The following is an 18,022-nucleotide window of genomic DNA, read 5'->3' as shown; positions in this document are numbered from 1 at the left end:
AACGATCCAAGGGAACCTCTCGCCGGGTTCCCTTATTTTTTTCCTGGAGGGGAAGTGACTTGTATGGAGAAGCGTGAATGTTGTATCATACTGAGTCAAGTGGAAGGGATCGGTTGGCAGACGGTCGATCGGTTTATGCGGCTTGTAGGGAAACCAACGCACGTCAGCGTCGTCGAGATGTTGGATATATTGCGGGTGTTGGGCGTCGCTGAGCGGGTGGTCGACCGGGCCAAAGCCTGTGCCCATTTGCTGTCCCAGCAGGTAGAAGCGTGGGCAGCGGATGGGATCGAAGTCATCACTCGCTTTGATGAGGCATATCCTTTGTACCTGACGGAAATAGCGCAACCGCCGTGGGTATTATTCTGTAAGGGTGACCGTTCTTTGCTGGGGGAGCCGAGCGTGGCCGTGGTGGGAACTCGTAAGCCCACGCCTTACGGATTGCGGGTTACGCGCATGTTGGCGCAAGCGCTGGCCGAACAGGGACTCGTTGTCACCAGCGGGATGGCTAATGGCATCGACGGGGAAGCACACCGCGCCGTGTTAAAATCAACAGGGCGGACGATTGCTGTGCTGGGGGCGGGCATTGATGTGATCTATCCCAAGAATCATCGGACGTTGTATCAGGAATTGACCAGCCGGGGGCTTGTTGTTTCCGAAATGCCTCCAGGCACTCCGCCGCACCCGGGTTTATTTCCGCGGCGCAATCGCATCATTAGCGGATTGTCCCTGGGCACGCTGGTAGTGGAAGCTGCGGAGCGGTCAGGATCGTTGATCACTGCCGATTTTAGTATGGAACAAGGGCGGGAAGTATTCGCCGTGCCCGGCCACATCACAACAACGCAAAGCCAGGGGACGCTAAAATTGATCCAACAGGGTGCCAAATGCGTGCGTTCGGTTGAAGATATATTGGAAGAAATTCCGTTTGTGGCGTATAATCAAGCCGTTCAACAAGATACAGTCACCGCTTCGGATTTGACGGAAGCGGAACAGTGGTTGCTGGAGCGAGTGGCGCCTGATCGGCCCGTGTCGATTGACCAGATCATGGGCTTGTCGGGGACGAAGTGGGAATTTGGTCAGATTCATCAGTCCCTGCTCAGTTTGGAACTGAAGGGCATGATCGCCTCCATGCCGGGAGGACAGTACATTCGCAAGTAGCTGTGACCGATGCGTAATTCTTTTCTCAGTTGAATAATGAACATCAAATTTGGTATTGTTACAAATACGAGTGTAAAAACATCCGTAGAATACTTGGCGATACTGTTGAGGGGAGGGCCATCTTATGGCCGATTCGCTGGTTATTGTCGAATCGCCCGCGAAAGCCAAAACCATTAAAAAATACTTAGGGAGCAAATACATTGTCAAGGCTTCGATGGGGCATGTGCGCGACTTGCCAAAGAGCCAAATGGGAGTCGATGTGGAAGATAAATTCACACCCAAGTACATTACCGTTCGGGGAAAAGGAGATGTCTTGAAAGAGTTGCGCCAGGCCAAAAAGAAAGTGAAGCGCGTGTATCTGGCCGCCGACCCCGACCGCGAAGGGGAAGCGATTGCCTGGCATTTGGCGCATATTCTCGACGTGCCACTCGATCAGGAATGCCGCGTGGTGTTTAACGAAATTACTAAACAAGCGGTGAAGGACGCTTTCAAACAGCCGCGAAAGATCAACATGGATTTAGTGAATGCGCAACAGGCGCGGCGCATCTTGGATCGGCTCGTTGGCTACGGGATCAGCCCGATTTTGTGGAAAAAGGTAAAAAAAGGGTTGAGCGCGGGGCGCGTGCAATCCGTTGCGGTCAAGTTAATCATGGATCGCGAGTTGGAGATTCGGCAATTCGTCCCTGAAGAATATTGGACGGTTACCGCCGTCTTGGCTAGTGGCGAAGATGAGGTGGAAGCGAAATTCCACGGTTACCACAATAAGAAAACAGAATTGAAGAGTGCGGAAGATGTAGATAAACTGCTTGCTGACATCAAAGGGAAGCGCTTTATCGTCGAGGAAATCAAGACGAGCGAACGCAAACGCAATCCCGCTCCCTCGTTTATCACCAGCACGTTGCAACAGGAAGCGGCGCGCAAATTGAACTTCCGCGCCCAAAAAACGATGGCCGTTGCACAGCAGTTGTATGAAGGGATCGATCTCGGCAAAGAGGGAACGGTCGGGTTGATCACTTATATGCGTACCGACTCTACCCGCATCTCAGAGACGGCCCAGGCTGAAGCGAAAGCCTACATCGAACAGACTTACGGCAAAGAATACTTACCCACGTCCCCCCGCACGCACAAGAAAAAAGCAGGTGCGCAAGACGCTCATGAAGCGATCCGCCCGACATCCGTCCTGCGAAAGCCAGCGGATATTAAAGAGTATTTGTCGCGGGATCAGTTTCGCCTGTACAAACTGATCTGGGAGCGGTTTGTCGCTTCACAGATGGCAACGGCGGTTTTCGATTCGGTTACGGCCGATATCCGCGCGGGGGACGCTTTGTTCCGGGCCTCGGGGTCGAAGCTGAAGTTTGCCGGATTTATGAAAGTGTATGTGGAGGGCAATGACGAAAATAAAAAGGAAGAAGATAAGTTGTTGCCGCCGCTCTCTGAGGGGCAAACCCTCAAACGGAAAAGCATCGACCCCAAACAGCACTTTACCCAGCCGCCTCCGCGCTATTCCGAGGCGAGCTTGGTGAAAGAGCTGGAAGAAAAAGGCATCGGGCGCCCTAGCACCTATGCGCCCACGTTGGACACAATCCAGAAGCGTGGATATGTATTTTTGAAAGAGAAACGGTTTGTCCCCTCTGAGCTGGGGGAGATTGTGATCCAATTGATAGGAGAATTCTTCCCGGAGATTTTGGATGTGAAATTCACGGCGAACATGGAAGATGACTTGGATCAAGTGGAAGAAGGCAAAGCGGATTGGATTCAAATCCTTGACCACTTTTACCAGCCGTTTCAAAAACGGTTGCAGACGGCTGAAAAAGAGATGGCGGAAGTAGAACTGGAAGATGAAGTTTCCGATGAAGTTTGTGAGAAATGCGGCAGTCCGATGGTGTACAAATTTGGCCGCTTCGGCAAGTTTCTGGCTTGCTCCGCGTTTCCGGAATGCCGCAATACCAAAGCCATCGTCAAGTCGACCGGAGTGACGTGCCCAGAATGCAAGCAAGGTGAAGTGGTCGAACGCAAAAGCAAAAAGCAACGAACCTTTTATGGTTGCAACCGATACCCCGACTGTGAATTCGTTTCATGGGATGCTCCAGTCGCGCGTCCTTGCCCCAAGTGCAAAGGGATGATGGTGGAGAAAAAAGGGAAAAAGGGAACGGTGATTCGTTGCACCTCATGTGACTACAACGAAGAAACGAAGGACTAAGGAGAGAAGATAACCATGACACAACCAGTTGTGACCGTCGTTGGTGCTGGCCTTGCCGGCAGTGAAGCCGCATGGCAGTTGGCAGAACGGGGCGTGCGCGTCAAGCTGTACGAAATGCGGCCTGTCAAGATGACGCCGGCCCACCGCGGAGGGCAGTTTGCTGAGTTGGTATGCAGCAATTCTCTGCGCGCCGCTACCTTGACCAACGCAGTCGGTATTTTGAAGGAAGAGATGCGCCGCCTGGATTCCTTGATCATGCGCGCTGCGGATAAACACGCCGTTCCGGCGGGAGGGGCGCTGGCGGTCGACCGGGAAGGCTTTTCGAAAGAGATCACCGACACGCTTCACAATCATCCGCTTGTGGAAGTAGTAAATGAAGAGCTAGAAACCATTCCAGATGGGCCGGTGGTAATCGCGACTGGGCCACTGACGTCGGCGTCGCTGTCCGCGCGGTTAAAGGAGCTGACGGGGGAAGAGTATCTGTATTTTTATGATGCCGCTGCTCCAATTGTAGAAAAAGAGAGCATCGATATGGAGAAGGTGTTTGTGGCGTCCCGCTATGACAAAGGGGAAGCAGCCTATTTGAATTGTCCGATGACCGAAGAGGAATTTGACCGCTTTTATGAAGCGCTTATCTCGGCTGAGACGGCCCCGTTGAAGGAATTTGAAAAAGAGATTTACTTCGAGGGGTGCATGCCGATTGAGGTGTTGGCCAAGCGGGGTAAGAAAACGCTGCTTTTCGGCACGATGAAACCAGTCGGATTGATAGATCCGCGAACGGGGAAACGGCCTTACGCCGTCGTCCAATTGCGCCAGGACAACAGTGCGGGTACCTTGTTCAACATCGTCGGTTTCCAAACCCATTTGAAGTGGGGACCGCAGAAAGAAGTGATTCAATTGATCCCCGGGTTGGAAAATGCCGAGATCGTCCGGTATGGCGTCATGCACCGCAATACATTCATCAATTCCCCCAAACTGTTGAAGCCGACGTACCAATTCCGCGACCGTGAAGACTTGTTTTTTGCTGGACAGATGACGGGAGTAGAAGGATATGTGGAATCGGCCGCCGCTGGTTTGATTGCGGGGATCAATGCCGCCCGGCTGGTGCAAGGGCGGGAATTGGCTGTGCCGCCTAAAACGACGGCTATCGGTAGCTTGGCTCATTATATCACCACAGCCGATCCCAAACATTTCCAACCGATGAATGCCAATTTTGGATTATTTGAGGAGTTACCTGTGCGGATTCGGGGTAAAAAAGAACGTGCGGAAAAATATGCGGAGCGGGCGCTGGAAGAAATTGCAGCGTTTGCTCGCCAGGTGGCCGATTGCTGATCACGGCCACTGGGGGGTAGCGGGAGGAGCGCAAGATTCGACAGGATTGGATGTTGCCAATGTCCTGTGGGTGAAAGATAAAGTGGCTGGAAGCCTGTAAGCTAGCTGATTGCCAAACGAAAGGAGGAGAGCGGGCAACCTGAAGCTTAGCAGGGGGTGTGACACCTTAAGCTCTCAGGGAGAGGCCCGCCGCCTTTCGTGTCATCGACTGAAAGGCACAGACATCAGCTTCGGGTATATTTGCCAGCCATCTTAAGCCCCCCCTTTCGAAAGGCTGTTCCTTCAAGCTGGATTGGCGCACGGATTATGTTGAATCTGACGTACCGAAGAGGAGGAAATCACGATATGGGTCAATTCCACGCCACCACGATTTTTGCGGTGAGGCATAAAGGAGAAGCCGCCATCGCTGGAGATGGGCAAGTGACTTTCGGCAATCAAATGATTATGAAGCACGGTGCTAAAAAAGTGCGCCGTTTGTATAAAGGGCAAGTGTTGGCCGGGTTCGCTGGTTCTGTTGCCGACGCCATCACCTTGTTTGAGAAATTTGAAGCCAAGCTGGAGGAGTTTCACGGCAATTTGGCCCGGGCCGCTGTCGAGCTAGCTAAAGAGTGGCGGACCGATAAAATGTTGCGCCAATTGGAGGCGATGATGATCGTGCTAAACCGAGAGCACTTGCTTCTCATCTCGGGGACGGGGGAAGTGATCGAACCCGATGACGAAGTGTTGGCCATCGGTTCGGGCGGGAGCTATGCTTTGTCCGCCGGGCGGGCGTTAAAACGGTACGCTCCTGATCTGACAGCACGGGAAATCGCATATGCCGCACTCAGCATCGCTAGTGAAGTGTGTGTCTTTACCAATGACCAAATCATTGTGGAGGAGATTTGACATGACGCAATTGAATCCCCAACAAAAATGGACTCCACGGCAAATTGTGGCGGAATTGGATAAATACATCGTGGGTCAGGATAAAGCGAAACGAGCGGTGGCCATCGCGCTTCGCAACCGTTACCGTCGTTCGCTCTTGCCTGATGACCTGAAAGAGGAAGTGGTGCCCAAAAACATTTTGATGATCGGCCCAACAGGTGTCGGGAAAACGGAGATTGCCCGCCGCTTGGCCAAGCTTGTTGGAGCGCCGTTTGTCAAATTGGAGGCGACCAAGTTCACCGAAGTGGGCTATGTAGGGCGCGATGTAGAATCTATGGTGCGCGATCTGGTTGAAACCGGCATTCGCATGGTAAAACAGGAGAAATTGGAAAGCGTCAAAGAGCAGGCGCGACAATTGGCGGATGAACGAATTGTCGAAATATTAGTACCAGAGAAAAAAACGGCGTCTTCCTTTAAAAATCCATTGGAGCTACTTTTCCAGCAAAATAGCGGATCGTCTAGCCAGGCGCAAGATCCCAGTGAGCAAGCGCGCATCCGCAGTGAGCGGCAACAAATGAGGGACAAACTGGCAAGGGGTGAACTGGAAGAGCAGACCATCGAAATCGAGGTCGAAGAGCAAGCCCCCATGATGGATATGTTCCAAGGCATGGGCATCGACCAGATGGGCATGAACATGCAAGAGATGTTGGGGCAATTTATGCCTAAGAAAAAGAAGCGTCGCCGTTTGAAAGTGAAAGACGCGCGTGAAGTCTTGATTCAACAGGAAGGCCAGAAGCTGATCGACATGGACATGGTGACCCAAGACGCGATAGAGCGCGTAGAACAATCCGGCATCATCTTCCTTGACGAGATTGACAAAATCGCGGGCAAAGACCGACACGGCCTGGATGTTTCCCGGGAAGGGGTTCAGCGGGACATTCTGCCTATCGTAGAAGGCTCTACAGTGATGACCAAATACGGCCCGGTCAAAACCGACCACATCTTGTTCATTGCTGCTGGGGCGTTCCACGTGTCCAAACCTTCTGATCTCATCCCCGAATTGCAAGGACGGTTCCCTATTCGGGTTGAACTGGATGACTTGACCGCCGACGACTTTGTTCGCATTCTGACTGAGCCGAAAAGCGCTTTGATCAAGCAATACACGGCTTTGTTAGAAACTGAAGGAATTCAGGTGACATTTACTCCTGAAGCCATTCAAGAATTGGCCCGCTTGGCCGCTGAAGTGAACCGTTCCACGGAAAACATCGGAGCGCGGCGGTTGCACACCATTCTGGAATGCCTCCTAGAAGAATTGTCGTTTGAGGCTCCTGAGATCAGAATGGGCGAAATTACGATTACGCCGCAATATGTCAAACAGCGCCTGCAAGATATTGCCGAGGATCGCGATTTGAGTCAATACATCTTATAGAGAGGAGAATGAGGGCGATGCATCTCCTGTCCAAGTCGAGGCGGATCAATCGCTTGTTGCAACAGGCGGAGGGGCGGGCGGTCAGCTTTATGGAGATGTCCCGCATCATGAGTGAGGTGATCGCATGCAACATCTATGTGATCAGCCGCAAAGGGAAAATATTGGGATGTGGAAGTCCTGTGTCGGGAACCGGAGTGGAGCTTGAAAATATGAATGCGGGTGAAAAGATTTCTGCCGAAATCAACGCCCGTTTGCTCGGATTTTCAGAAACGAACGCCAATATTGAGTCGCTGGGCGAGTTACATTTTGCCAACCCGGCGCCGCTTTCCCCTTATTTCACCATCGTTCCCATCCAGGGAGGGGGAGAGCGGCTGGGTACATTGTTGCTTGCGCGCCTGGGTAATCCGTTTGTCCATGATGATCTGGTGTTGGCGGAAGTGGCGGCGACCGTCGTCGGCATGGAGATTTTCCGCCAAAAAGCGGAGAAAGCGGCGGGAGACGCCCGGTGTCGGGCTATGGTGCAATTGGCAATCGACTCCTTGTCCTTCAGCGAGCTTGAGGCGGTCGAGGAGATTTTTGAAGAGATGAACGGCAAAGAAGGATTGCTGGTCGCCAGCCGCATTGCGGATCGAGCTGGAATCACCCGCTCGGTTATCGTTAACGCTTTGCGCAAGCTGGAAAGCGCGGGTGTTATCGAATCCCGTTCGCTAGGCATGAAAGGGACGCACATCAAGATTTTAAATGACCATCTGTCGCCGGCATTGGAAAAACTACGCAGTTCTTAACAAATCGCGATTACAACTTGCGTAGCCGAATATGGATATGGTATATTCTTGAATGGTGCGAACACACACGTCGAGGTAGCGGGCAGGTGGTGCCGGTATGATCCCGGTTACTGTCCTCGATGACTTCGGCGGAGGATAAAAACCAAACTTAAGGAGGACTTACCCATATGGCAGTTGTATCCATGAAACAATTGTTGGAAGCTGGGGTACACTTCGGACACCAAACCCGTCGTTGGAACCCCAAAATGAGCAAGTACATCTTCACCGAACGTAACGGAATCTACATCATCGACCTGCAAAAAACCGTCAAAATGATGGAACAAGCGTACAACTTCGTACGCGAACTGTCTGCGAACGGTGGAAACGTCCTGTTCGTTGGTACCAAAAAACAAGCGCAAGAGGCAGTGAAAGAAGAAGCTGCGCGTTGCGATATGTTCTATGTGAACCACCGTTGGTTGGGTGGTACGCTCACCAACTTCCAAACCATCCGCAAACGCATTGAGCGCCTGCATGATTTGGAGCGTATGGAAGAAGACGGCACGTTTGATGTGCTTCCGAAAAAAGAAGTAATTCTTCTGAAGAAAGAGCAAGCCAAACTGGAGAAATTCCTGGGCGGCATCAAGCACATGAAAAAACTGCCTGACGCTCTCTTCGTGATCGACCCGCGCAAAGAGCGCATCGCGGTGGCCGAAGCTCGCAAGCTCAACATCCCAATCGTGGCGATTGTTGACACCAACTGCGATCCGGACGAAGTCGATTATGTCATCCCGGGTAACGATGATGCCATCCGTGCCGTTCGTCTGTTCACCGGCAAAATTGCTGATGCGATTTTGGAAGGTCGTCAAGGCGAGCAACAAAGCACAACTGCTTCTTAATGAGTGAAAGAGGGTGGCATGAAACAAATGCGTTTCTTGCCCACCCCTTTTTATACGCAAAAAACTTAAGGAGGACCTCACATGGCAATTACTGCTGCTATGGTAAAGGAACTGCGCGAAAAAACCGGCGCAGGCATGATGGATTGTAAAAAAGCGCTCACCGAAACAGGTGGGGACATGAACAAAGCGATCGAGTACCTGCGTGAGAAAGGGATCGCCAAAGCCGAGAAAAAGTCGGATCGCATTGCGGCTGAGGGGATTGTTGAATCCTACATACATGCTGGCGGACGGATCGGCGTGCTCGTTGAAGTAAACTGTGAGACCGATTTCGTTGCCAAAAACGAAGATTTCCGTCAATTTGTTAAAGATGTTGCGATGCAAATCGCCGCGATGAACCCCAAATACGTTCGTCGTGAAGAAATCCCACAAGAAGAGATCGAAAAAGAGCGTGAAATCCTCAGACAACAAGCCCTGCAAGAAGGCAAACCGGCTAACATCGTCGACAAAATGGTGGAAGGCCGCCTGACCAAACACTTCAAAGAAATCTGCTTGGTTGACCAAGCATTCGTGAAAGACTCCGACAAAACGATCGACCAAGTAACCAAAGAATTGATCGCCAGAATTGGAGAAAACATCAACATTCGCCGTTTCGTCCGCTTCGAGATGGGTGAAGGTCTTGAAAAACGCCAAGACAACTTCGTAGAAGAAGTAATGGCTCAAGTGAAGAAAGACTAAGGCAGTTATATAGGGGAACACGGCCAATGTGTTCCCCTTTTTTTAAGACAAGTTGCATATTGGTTGGAACGGAGGAACGTCATGAGTACTCCCAAGTACAAACGGGTTATCTTGAAGTTGAGCGGTGAAGCCTTGGCAGGAGGAATGGGCTACGGCATCGAATCTAATGTGATTCACTCTTTGGCCAAACAGATCAAAGAGGTTGTGGAACTTGGCGTGGAAGTGGCTGTCGTGGTTGGCGGCGGCAACATCTGGCGTGGGATTAAAGGGTCCGAGCGGGGCATTGACCGGGCCACGGCCGATTATATGGGGATGCTGGCTACAGTGATGAACTCCCTTGCATTGCAAGATGCGCTGGAGAGCATGGACGTCCCCACCCGTGTGCAATCTTCCATTGAAATGCGGCAAGTGGCCGAGCCTTACATCCGCCGGCGCGCAATTCGCCATTTGGAGAAAGGGCGTGTCGTGATTTTTGCAGCTGGAAACGGCAACCCATTCTTCTCTACGGACACCACCGCCGCTCTTCGGGCTGCCGAAATTGAGGCTGAAGTGATCTTGATGGCGAAAAACGGTGTGGACGGCGTCTACACAGCCGATCCCTCCAAAGATCCCAATGCGGAAAAATATGAATCGCTCACATACCTCGAGATCCTCAGCAAAGGGCTGAAGGTGATGGACTCCACTGCTTCCTCACTGTGCATGGACAACAATATTCCGCTGATTGTCTTCAACATCTCTGAAGAAGGCAATATTCGCCGCGTTCTATTAGGAGAACATATTGGAACATTGGTAAAGGGGAGCGTATAAGCATGAACCAGGTGAAAAACCAGGCGCAAGACAAAATGGACAAGGCCATCCAAGTGTTGAAGAAAGATTTGTTGACACTGCGCGCGGGACGGGCTAATCCTGCGATTCTGGATAAGGTGATGGTTGAATATTATGGTTCTGAGATGCCAATCAACCAAACCGCCAACATCTCGGCGCCGGACCCGCGCACGCTGTTGATCCAGCCTTGGGACAAATCCGTTCTGAACGAGATTGAGCGTGCGATCTTGAAATCGGAGTTGGGGTTGACCCCAACCAATGACGGGAGTGTCATTCGCATCACCATTCCGGCACTGACGGAAGAACGCCGAACCGAGTTGGTAAAAGTGGCGCGCAAAATGGGTGAAGAAGCGAAAATCGCCATCCGTAACGTTCGCCGGGATGCCAATGATGAGCTGAAAAAAATGGAGAAAAACGGAGACATTCCAGAAGACACTTCCCGTCGCGGCCAAGAAGAAATTCAAAAACTGACAGACCGTTTCATCAAAGAAGTGGACCAAGTGGTGGGAGACAAAGAGAAAGAAATCATGGAGATTTAACGTGGTTCAATAGAGCATGGTCTGGGTGGGAACCCCTTCGCTTTCGAGGGGGTTTTCTATCTACTTTAGCCTTGCTTGTCTGGGGCGTGTCTGATAAAGTCAGACACGCCCTGGCGAGATGAGTTCTTGGTTCGGGGGAATGTTCTATGATCAAATCGCTGAAGCGCTTTGTAAGTGCAGAAAATCCAGATAAAGGCGCGAAAAGAACGAAAGAAGAACTGCTGGAATCCATCAAGTCTGCGCCCTTGCCGGAGCATGTCGCCATCATCACAGATGGAAACGGCCGATGGGCCAAAAAGCGCGGCCTTCCGCGGACAGCGGGCCATGCCCAAGGAATGAAGCGCGTGCGCGAAACCATCCGCGCCGCTGACGCGCTGGGAATCAAAGTGCTAACGTTCTATTCCTTTTCCACAGAGAATTGGAAACGTCCGCAAGACGAAGTGGAATACTTGATGAAATTGCCCATTGAATTTTTGAAGACCGACTTGAATGAATTGATCGAGCGCAACGTGAAAGTGCAGATGCTGGGCGAGAAAAGCAAAACTCCCTCGGCCACTCAGCAAGCCCTGTTGGCGTTTGAAGAGAAAACCAAAGATAATACGGGTCTTATCCTAAATTTTGCGATCAATTACGGTTCTCGGGATGAAATCCTTCAAGCTGTTCACCGGATTATAGATGACGTGCAAAATGGTCATATTGATAAAGAACAAGTGAATGAACAATTGATGAGTCAATATTTGTTGACTAAGGGATTGCCTGATCCCGACTTGGTGATTCGCACCAGCGGAGAAATCCGCGTCAGCAATTTCTTGTTGTGGCAATTGGCATATAGCGAACTGTTGTTTACGGATGTACTTTGGCCTGACTTTACCGATGAAATATTCTATGAAGCGATCGAAGACTTTCAACGTCGTTCGCGTCGGTTTGGAGCGGTGTAATAGACAGGGGAATAGTATATGAAGGAACGTATCATTACAGGTGTATTAGGGGCTGTGGGATTCTTGCTCATCGCCTATGCAGGCGGCTGGCTGTATACGGGTATGATGTTTTTGTTGGCCGTTCTCTCGTTTTTGGAATATGCCAAAATGAATCGGACTCCCCTCACCAGCTTGCAAACGCTCATCGGTGTCGGGATTGTTGCGCTGCTGTTTTTAAGCGGCTTGATGAAAGAGCATATGGTGCCCACAGCGGCTTTCTTGCAGGACCCCGCCCCCATGATGTGTGGCCTTGCCCTTTACATGGTTCTGATCGTTCTGAGCCGAAATCGGTTTGATCTCTTTCAGATGGCTTATCTGTTTGTCGGTGCCATATATATAGGGTATGGGTTTTCCTACATGATGCAGACGATTTGGAAACCGGACGGTTTGACATGGTCGCTGTTGGCGATCTTGGTAACGTGGGCCAATGATTCGGGAGCATATTTCATCGGCAAACGATGGGGTCAACGCAAATTGTGGCCGGACATTAGCCCCAATAAGACGATTGAAGGGTCGCTTGGCGGAGTGCTGTTTGGACTGGTGATGAGTCTAATCATTTGCATCGTGTCGGGGTTGGGCAACTTTGTGTTTGCAATTGGGATTGGTTTGCTGATCACGATCGTGGGGCAAGTGGGCGATTTGGTGGAGTCCGCTTGGAAACGAAGTGTAGGTGTGAAGGATTCCGGTACCATATTGCCTGGACATGGCGGTGTGTTGGATCGTTTCGATAGTCTCATTTTCACGTTTATCATCTTGTATCTGTTTCAGGTGGTGTAAAGGGGAGGAATAAAGATGCCGGAGAAGATAGCGATTCTCGGCTCGACGGGCTCAATTGGGACGAGTACGTTGGATGTGGTTGCACAGCATCCGGAGGAATATCAAGTGGTTGCCCTAGCTGCCGGAACCAATGTCGATAAAATGATTGAGCAAGTAAAACAATTTCAACCATTGCTTGTCGCCATGCAATCGAAAGAGGCGGCCGAGCGAGTGGCGCGGGAAATCCCATCCCACATCAACGTGTTGTGGGGCGAGGAAGGCTTGATAGAAGTGGCCGCACATCAGGATGCGACGGTTGTTTTGTCGGCGTTGGTGGGCAGTGCGGGGTTAAGGCCTACCTTGGCCGCCATCCGGGCGAAGAAGAAACTGGCCTTGGCCAATAAAGAAACACTGGTGACGGCAGGTCATATCGTCACAGCCGAAGCCAAACGGAACAGTGTTCCCATTCTTCCCGTCGACAGCGAGCATTCCGCCATCTACCAATGTTTGAACGGGGAACATTTTGAAGATGTTGTGCGGTTGTTAGTGACCGGCTCCGGTGGGTCCTTCCGGGACCGCACAAGGGAAGAGTTGAAAGACGTCACTGTGGAAATGGCGTTGAAACATCCGAACTGGGCCATGGGCGCCAAGATCACCATCGATTCGGCAACGATGATGAACAAAGGCTTCGAAGTGATTGAAGCGCACTGGTTATTTGATCTGCCATATGAGAAAATAGATGTAATTCTTCATCCTCAAAGCATTATTCATTCCTTGGTCGAATTTCGCGATGGGGCGGTCATGGCTCAGCTCGGCACACCGGATATGAAAGTGCCTATCCAATACGCGCTGTCCTATCCGCGCCGGTTGCCGCTGATGACAGAGCGGTTGGACTTGCTGAAGCTGGCTCGGCTCGATTTCCGCCCAGCCGATTTCAACCGGTATCCGTGTTTGCGGATGGCTTATGAAGCGGGTAAAGCTGGCGGGACCATGACGACTGTTTTGAATGCGGCCAATGAAGTCGCTGTCGCCGCCTTCCTCAAAGGAAACTGTTCCTTCTTGATGATCGAAGAAGTGGTGGAGAGGGCGCTAAATGCGCACAATCCGGTTTCCTGTCCATCGCTGGAAGAAATTGATGAAGCCGACATGTGGGCACGGCAATTCGCTTCCGACATCATGCTGCACTCAGTGTAGATGGTTTGAGGCTGTTGATTACCGGATGGTGGTGAAAACCCATGCAACAAGTAATTGTGTTTATATTGGTGCTGAGTTTTTTGGTGTTTATCCATGAGTTGGGCCATTTTCTCTTCGCCAAGCGTGCAGGGATATTGGTCAGGGAGTTTGCGATCGGTTTTGGACCGAAGATTTTCGGTAAGATCCACGGGGAAACGATGTACTCGATTCGGGCCTTGCCGTTAGGCGGCTTTGTGCGCATGGCTGGCGAAGATGCCGAGTTGGTGGAGCTGAAAACGGGCACGCTTGTTTATGCTACGCAGACGGCAGACAAGCTGGATCATGTCTACCTTTACGAGCCTCCGCAACAAGATCAAGCGGTCGTGATGGGTCGCGTGGTGGAGGCTGACTTGGAGAAGGAGCTTTACATTTTGCTTGAAGATCAAGACGGCCGCGAGCACCACTATACACTGCATCCCCAGGCGATGATTCATTACGATCAGAAAAATGTGGTGCAGATCGCGCCCTTGGATCGTCAGTTCGGTTCTAAAACGACTGGACAAAAGGCGATGGCCATTTTTGCTGGCCCCTTGTTCAACATTGTGTTGACGGTGATCCTCTTTACCGTGCTTACGATGATGTCCGGAATTGAAGATCGGTTGCCGGTGGATGAAGTGGTGGCCAATTCGCCTGCAGCGAAAGCCGGTATCCAGGCGGGGGATTTGATCACAGCGGTTGATGGCAAAGAAGTTCGGAATATGGATCAATTGCGGTATGCGCTGATCGAGTCCAAAGGCCGGGAAGTGAAGGTGACCGTCAAGCGCGGTGAGCAGGTGAAGGAATTCGGGGTCACTCCTCAAAAAAATGGGGAGCTGTATCAAATTGGCGTGCAGTTTATCCACGATGAGATGAGACGGGAAGCTTCGTTCGGGGAAGCGATAGGTGCTGGATTTACCAAGACGTATGACTGGACGGTCATGATCGTGGACAGCCTTGGCAAATTGGTGACAGGCCAAATGTCCGTTGAAAGCCTCGGTGGTCCAGTCCAGATGGGCAACATCACTGGGAAGGCTGCTGAGAGCGGGATTGAACCGCTGATTCAGATTACCGCACTGTTGAGCTTGAACTTGGGAATCTTCAACCTACTTCCTATTCCGGCCCTAGATGGTAGCCGACTTGTTTTTATCGGTTTGGAGGCGATCCGTCGCCGGCCGATTGACCCCACGAAAGAAAGCATGGTGCATTTTGTCGGCTTTGCACTGTTGATGATGCTGATGATTTTCGTTACATACAACGACATCAGAAAGATCTTTTTTTCGTAGGTTTCAATTAAACCGAAGTTCATCTAAGATGGGCTTCGGTTTTTCTCATGTCGCGAGTTTGCATCCGATGCGTGCCGAGCCAATTAAGTTGGCTGATAAAGCGTTGGGAAACGATGTACCTGATGCCATTTGTCATGTGTGAAGCGAAGGGGAAATGAAACATCGGCTTTTATCTCTTCGCGATTTTTTGTATGATTATGAGTGATGTAGCGTAATGGAAAAAGAGAGGGATTGTTGTATGCGGCAAAAAAATGCGCTTATGCCGACTTTGCGTACGGTAAGTGAAGCGGAAATGATCAGCCATCAATTGATGTTGCGGGCGGGATATATCCGCCAATTGGCGGCGGGAATTTATACATATCTGCCATTGGGATATCGCGTCTTAAACAAAGTGTCGAACATCGTGCGGGAAGAGATGGATCGCATTGGAGCCCAAGAGTTGTTGCTCCCAGCACTCCATCCATCTGAACTGTGGCAAGAGACGGGTCGTTGGGACGCGTACGGCCCGGAACTGTTCAAAGTGAAAGACCGCCATGACCGGGAATTCGCGGCTGGGCCGACCCATGAGGAGGTCATTACCAATCTGTTGCGGGGAGAGATCAATTCCTACAAAAAACTGCCTATGTCCCTGTACCAGATCCAAACCAAATTCCGTGATGAAAAACGGCCTCGATCCGGCCTGTTGCGCGGGCGCGAGTTTTTGATGAAAGACGCCTATTCTTTCCATGCCGATCGGGAGTCGCTCGACAAAACGTATGAAGACATGTACCAAGCTTACCAAAACATCTTCACTCGATTGGGTCTTGACTTCCGTGCGGTAGAAGCGGATGCGGGGGCGATTGGTGGGAAAGGCACCCATGAATTCATGGTCTTGTCTGAAGCTGGTGAAGATACGATCGCGATGTGTGCTTCGTGCGACTATGCGGCTAACATTGAGATGGCGACCGTCGTCAGCGAAACGCAAGCAGAGGAGCGAGTGGCAGGCCCGGCCATTGAAAAGGTAGCCACCCCAGGAAAACGCTCGATTGAAGAAGTCGCGTCATTCTTGCAAGTGGGCCCGGAACGGTTGGTGAAAAGCCTGTTGTTCGTTGTTGATGGTGAGCCTGTGCTGGTTCTGGTTCGCGGTGACCATGAAGTGAATGATGTGAAAGTGAAAAACCTGTTGGAAGGCACCGTGTGCGAATTGGCAGACGAGGAAACGGTTCGCCGAGTGGCTGGCGTTCCGAGCGGGTTTGTGGGGCCGGTCGGTTTGAAGGAGCAGGTGAAGGTGCTGGCTGACCAAGCCGTCATGCAGTTAGGTAGCATGATTGTGGGTGCCAATGAAGTAGACGCTCATCTGATGCATGTTCATGTTGATCGTGACTTCACCGTCGATTTGGTGGGCGATCTGCGCAACATCCAAGAAGGTGACGTTTGCCCGCGTTGCGGCGGCACGATCCACTTTAAGCGTGGAATTGAAGTAGGCCATGTCTTTAAATTAGGCACGCGCTACAGTGAAGCGATGAACGCCCGTTTCTTGGACGCAAATGGAAAGGAACAACCTTTCATCATGGGTTGCTATGGAATCGGTATTTCCCGTGTGGTGGCGTCGGTCATTGAACAGCACCATGATGACAACGGCATTGTCTGGCCGGTTGCGGTGGCACCGTTCACTGTACACCTGATTGCCGTCAATATGAAGAATGAAGAGCAGAGCAGGGTGGCCGAGAGCTTGTATGCGGAATTGAAGCAAGCGGGCATCGAAGTTCTGTTTGACGACCGTTTGGAGCGGGCGGGCGTGAAATTTAAAGATGCCGACCTGCTCGGCATTCCCGTCCGGATCACTGTCGGCGCCAAAGCGGGTGAGGGTCTCGCTGAGATCAAACTGCGCCGCTCGGGCGAGAGTAAGGAAGTGGCGGTTGCCGATCTGCTGAATGAATTGCCAGCTTGGATTAAGCGGGCTGACCAATAAGTTATATGAACGAACCCCCTTTCCCCAATCAATTTGGAGAAAGGGGGTTTTGTTGTGTGTGTGATCGTGTGTTTAACATTAAATAGGGTTCAAAGATAAACGGAAAAACCATGTAGCAAAGACATGTTGCTGACTATTTTGCTTGATGCATTTGATCAAGAGCCGTTTTAAAACCAATTATCGCTACAAAGTAAGACTTGTCCATCAAATAAATACTTCCAAGTGTTGTTCATAACTAACTCAAATGATTACATACATTTTTTATTCCGTTCCATTGCATTTCTTTGGGTGCCATATCAATACCTTGGGCGTGTGTCTCTTTGGAAAAATTTGTATGTTTGATGACCCCAATGCGGGAATCACCAGCTTTGATGTCTAACGTATGGTGTTGGCCAAGAAATGATGGATTATGCGGAGTAAATAGGAGTGTGCATTCATTGCTCCAAGTTTCTACCGAGGGATTCCTATCAAAATCGTTCCCCTGTGCATGAACGTGACATGTTCATTTATCACAAAGCTTCAGCTTGAGGAGCGGGCATCAGCACGACGCATTTATCGGGGAAGATTGGATTGTGGCAGGCCAATAAGAAAAGTTGGATACTTGTGATCTCGTAAGTTATAGCCGATTCAATCAGCTTGTATCGGATTCCGTGAAAGCGACCTTTTAGTTATTCGTTAGCTTCTTCGGCTAATGAGTTTTTTATATTAGAAAGAGATTAATTTATGTACGTGATAGGATTGACAACAGCAAAGTGCTTGATAATACTGGCTTCTTTAGGAGATGCGAGGTCGCTGTGAAAAGAAAGCTATATTTTTTCTAAAAAACTACTTGCAATGATTTTATAGGCGTGATATATTATTTCTTGTCGCCGCGATGCGGTGATCACAACGAAACGCACCTTGAAAATTAGATATGGAATAAAGCAACGAGGTTAAGAAGGAAAATCCTTCTTTGATCGTCGATGTTGCAATCACCGAGGAGATACCGAGCGGCATAGCGATATGCCGAATAAACCTAGTAGGTTAAGCTACTAAGGGCACACGGTGGATGCCTTGGCGCTAGGAGCCGATGAAGGACGGGACGAACTCCGATAAGCTTCGGGG

15 protein-coding genes and 1 rRNA gene are annotated in these 18,022 nt (G+C 50.8%); all 16 read left to right on the top strand.

The genetic code is table 11. The features are described from left to right. Nucleotides 1-63 precede the first annotated feature (63 nt). Nucleotides 64-1,155 (top strand): DNA-processing protein DprA, encoded by a 1,092-nt coding sequence (dprA, locus tag QQZ12_RS03690; protein WP_102992715.1) that lies wholly within the window; start codon nucleotides 64-66, stop codon nucleotides 1,153-1,155. 124 nt (nucleotides 1,156-1,279) lie between these two features. Continuing rightward, entirely contained in the window at nucleotides 1,280-3,355 is a 2,076-nt protein-coding gene (gene topA / locus QQZ12_RS03685) for a type I DNA topoisomerase (protein ID WP_284723999.1), read from the top strand. A 15-nt stretch (nucleotides 3,356-3,370) separates the two neighbouring features. Beyond that, the gene (gene trmFO, locus QQZ12_RS03680) at nucleotides 3,371-4,687 is read left to right on the top strand and encodes an FADH(2)-oxidizing methylenetetrahydrofolate--tRNA-(uracil(54)-C(5))-methyltransferase TrmFO (RefSeq protein ID WP_102992713.1); all 1,317 of its coding nucleotides are present in this window, start codon (nucleotides 3,371-3,373) and stop codon (nucleotides 4,685-4,687) included. A gap of 345 nt (nucleotides 4,688-5,032) precedes the next feature. Beyond that, nucleotides 5,033-5,572, top strand: coding sequence for an ATP-dependent protease subunit HslV (gene hslV, locus QQZ12_RS03675; protein ID WP_102992712.1), 540 nt, complete (start codon nucleotides 5,033-5,035; stop codon nucleotides 5,570-5,572). 1 nt (nucleotide 5,573) lies between these two features. After that, complete coding sequence (gene hslU / locus QQZ12_RS03670; protein ID WP_284723998.1) at nucleotides 5,574-6,980, top strand: ATP-dependent protease ATPase subunit HslU; 1,407 nt, start codon at nucleotides 5,574-5,576, stop codon at nucleotides 6,978-6,980. A gap of 17 nt (nucleotides 6,981-6,997) precedes the next feature. Then, on the top strand, nucleotides 6,998-7,765 hold the full coding sequence (gene codY, locus QQZ12_RS03665; protein WP_284724156.1) for a GTP-sensing pleiotropic transcriptional regulator CodY: 768 nt from the start codon (nucleotides 6,998-7,000) through the stop codon (nucleotides 7,763-7,765). A 167-nt stretch (nucleotides 7,766-7,932) separates the two neighbouring features. After that, nucleotides 7,933-8,640, top strand: coding sequence for a 30S ribosomal protein S2 (gene rpsB / locus QQZ12_RS03660; RefSeq protein WP_022736264.1), 708 nt, complete (start codon nucleotides 7,933-7,935; stop codon nucleotides 8,638-8,640). A gap of 81 nt (nucleotides 8,641-8,721) precedes the next feature. Beyond that, nucleotides 8,722-9,375, top strand: a complete 654-nt coding sequence (gene tsf / locus QQZ12_RS03655; protein WP_022736263.1) for a translation elongation factor Ts — start codon at nucleotides 8,722-8,724, stop codon at nucleotides 9,373-9,375. A gap of 81 nt (nucleotides 9,376-9,456) precedes the next feature. Further along, the gene (gene pyrH / locus QQZ12_RS03650; RefSeq protein ID WP_102992709.1) at nucleotides 9,457-10,182 is read left to right on the top strand and encodes a UMP kinase; all 726 of its coding nucleotides are present in this window, start codon (nucleotides 9,457-9,459) and stop codon (nucleotides 10,180-10,182) included. 2 nt (nucleotides 10,183-10,184) lie between these two features. Next, nucleotides 10,185-10,739, top strand: coding sequence for a ribosome recycling factor (gene frr, locus QQZ12_RS03645; protein WP_022736261.1), 555 nt, complete (start codon nucleotides 10,185-10,187; stop codon nucleotides 10,737-10,739). A 146-nt stretch (nucleotides 10,740-10,885) separates the two neighbouring features. Continuing rightward, on the top strand, nucleotides 10,886-11,677 hold the full coding sequence (gene uppS / locus QQZ12_RS03640) for an undecaprenyl pyrophosphate synthase (protein ID WP_022736260.1): 792 nt from the start codon (nucleotides 10,886-10,888) through the stop codon (nucleotides 11,675-11,677). Between the two features lie 18 nt (nucleotides 11,678-11,695). Next, on the top strand, nucleotides 11,696-12,493 hold the full coding sequence (locus tag QQZ12_RS03635; RefSeq protein WP_102992708.1) for a phosphatidate cytidylyltransferase: 798 nt from the start codon (nucleotides 11,696-11,698) through the stop codon (nucleotides 12,491-12,493). A gap of 15 nt (nucleotides 12,494-12,508) precedes the next feature. Continuing rightward, nucleotides 12,509-13,666 carry a 1-deoxy-D-xylulose-5-phosphate reductoisomerase gene (locus QQZ12_RS03630; protein WP_102992707.1) on the top strand — a complete coding sequence of 386 codons (1,158 nt, stop codon included), beginning with the start codon at nucleotides 12,509-12,511 and terminating at the stop codon, nucleotides 13,664-13,666. Between the two features lie 41 nt (nucleotides 13,667-13,707). Next, complete coding sequence (gene rseP / locus QQZ12_RS03625; protein ID WP_284723997.1) at nucleotides 13,708-14,967, top strand: RIP metalloprotease RseP; 1,260 nt, start codon at nucleotides 13,708-13,710, stop codon at nucleotides 14,965-14,967. Between the two features lie 238 nt (nucleotides 14,968-15,205). Beyond that, nucleotides 15,206-16,918, top strand: coding sequence for a proline--tRNA ligase (locus QQZ12_RS03620; RefSeq protein ID WP_284723996.1), 1,713 nt, complete (start codon nucleotides 15,206-15,208; stop codon nucleotides 16,916-16,918). Nucleotides 16,919-17,939: 1,021 nt separating this feature from the next. Next, nucleotides 17,940-18,022 (top strand): 23S ribosomal RNA (locus QQZ12_RS03615); the annotation flags it as partial.

It is taken from the genome of Laceyella tengchongensis (genome assembly GCF_900182735.1).
In the GTDB taxonomy this organism is placed as follows: domain Bacteria; phylum Bacillota; class Bacilli; order Thermoactinomycetales; family Thermoactinomycetaceae; genus Laceyella; species Laceyella tengchongensis.
This window is presented reverse-complemented; position numbering and strand designations above follow the sequence as displayed.

Bases quoted from the DNA above. Each gene is read 5' to 3' on its own strand.
- dprA (WP_102992715.1), top strand. From the start codon at position 64: ATGGAGAAGCGTGAATGTTGTATCATACTGAGTCAAGTGGAAGGGATC.
- topA (WP_284723999.1), top strand. From the start codon at position 1,280: ATGGCCGATTCGCTGGTTATTGTCGAATCGCCCGCGAAAGCCAAAACC.
- trmFO (WP_102992713.1), top strand. From the start codon at position 3,371: ATGACACAACCAGTTGTGACCGTCGTTGGTGCTGGCCTTGCCGGCAGT.
- hslV (WP_102992712.1), top strand. From the start codon at position 5,033: ATGGGTCAATTCCACGCCACCACGATTTTTGCGGTGAGGCATAAAGGA.
- hslU (WP_284723998.1), top strand. From the start codon at position 5,574: ATGACGCAATTGAATCCCCAACAAAAATGGACTCCACGGCAAATTGTG.
- codY (WP_284724156.1), top strand. From the start codon at position 6,998: ATGCATCTCCTGTCCAAGTCGAGGCGGATCAATCGCTTGTTGCAACAG.
- rpsB (WP_022736264.1), top strand. From the start codon at position 7,933: ATGGCAGTTGTATCCATGAAACAATTGTTGGAAGCTGGGGTACACTTC.
- tsf (WP_022736263.1), top strand. From the start codon at position 8,722: ATGGCAATTACTGCTGCTATGGTAAAGGAACTGCGCGAAAAAACCGGC.
- pyrH (WP_102992709.1), top strand. From the start codon at position 9,457: ATGAGTACTCCCAAGTACAAACGGGTTATCTTGAAGTTGAGCGGTGAA.
- frr (WP_022736261.1), top strand. From the start codon at position 10,185: ATGAACCAGGTGAAAAACCAGGCGCAAGACAAAATGGACAAGGCCATC.
- uppS (WP_022736260.1), top strand. From the start codon at position 10,886: ATGATCAAATCGCTGAAGCGCTTTGTAAGTGCAGAAAATCCAGATAAA.
- QQZ12_RS03635 (WP_102992708.1), top strand. From the start codon at position 11,696: ATGAAGGAACGTATCATTACAGGTGTATTAGGGGCTGTGGGATTCTTG.
- QQZ12_RS03630 (WP_102992707.1), top strand. From the start codon at position 12,509: ATGCCGGAGAAGATAGCGATTCTCGGCTCGACGGGCTCAATTGGGACG.
- rseP (WP_284723997.1), top strand. From the start codon at position 13,708: ATGCAACAAGTAATTGTGTTTATATTGGTGCTGAGTTTTTTGGTGTTT.
- QQZ12_RS03620 (WP_284723996.1), top strand. From the start codon at position 15,206: ATGCGGCAAAAAAATGCGCTTATGCCGACTTTGCGTACGGTAAGTGAA.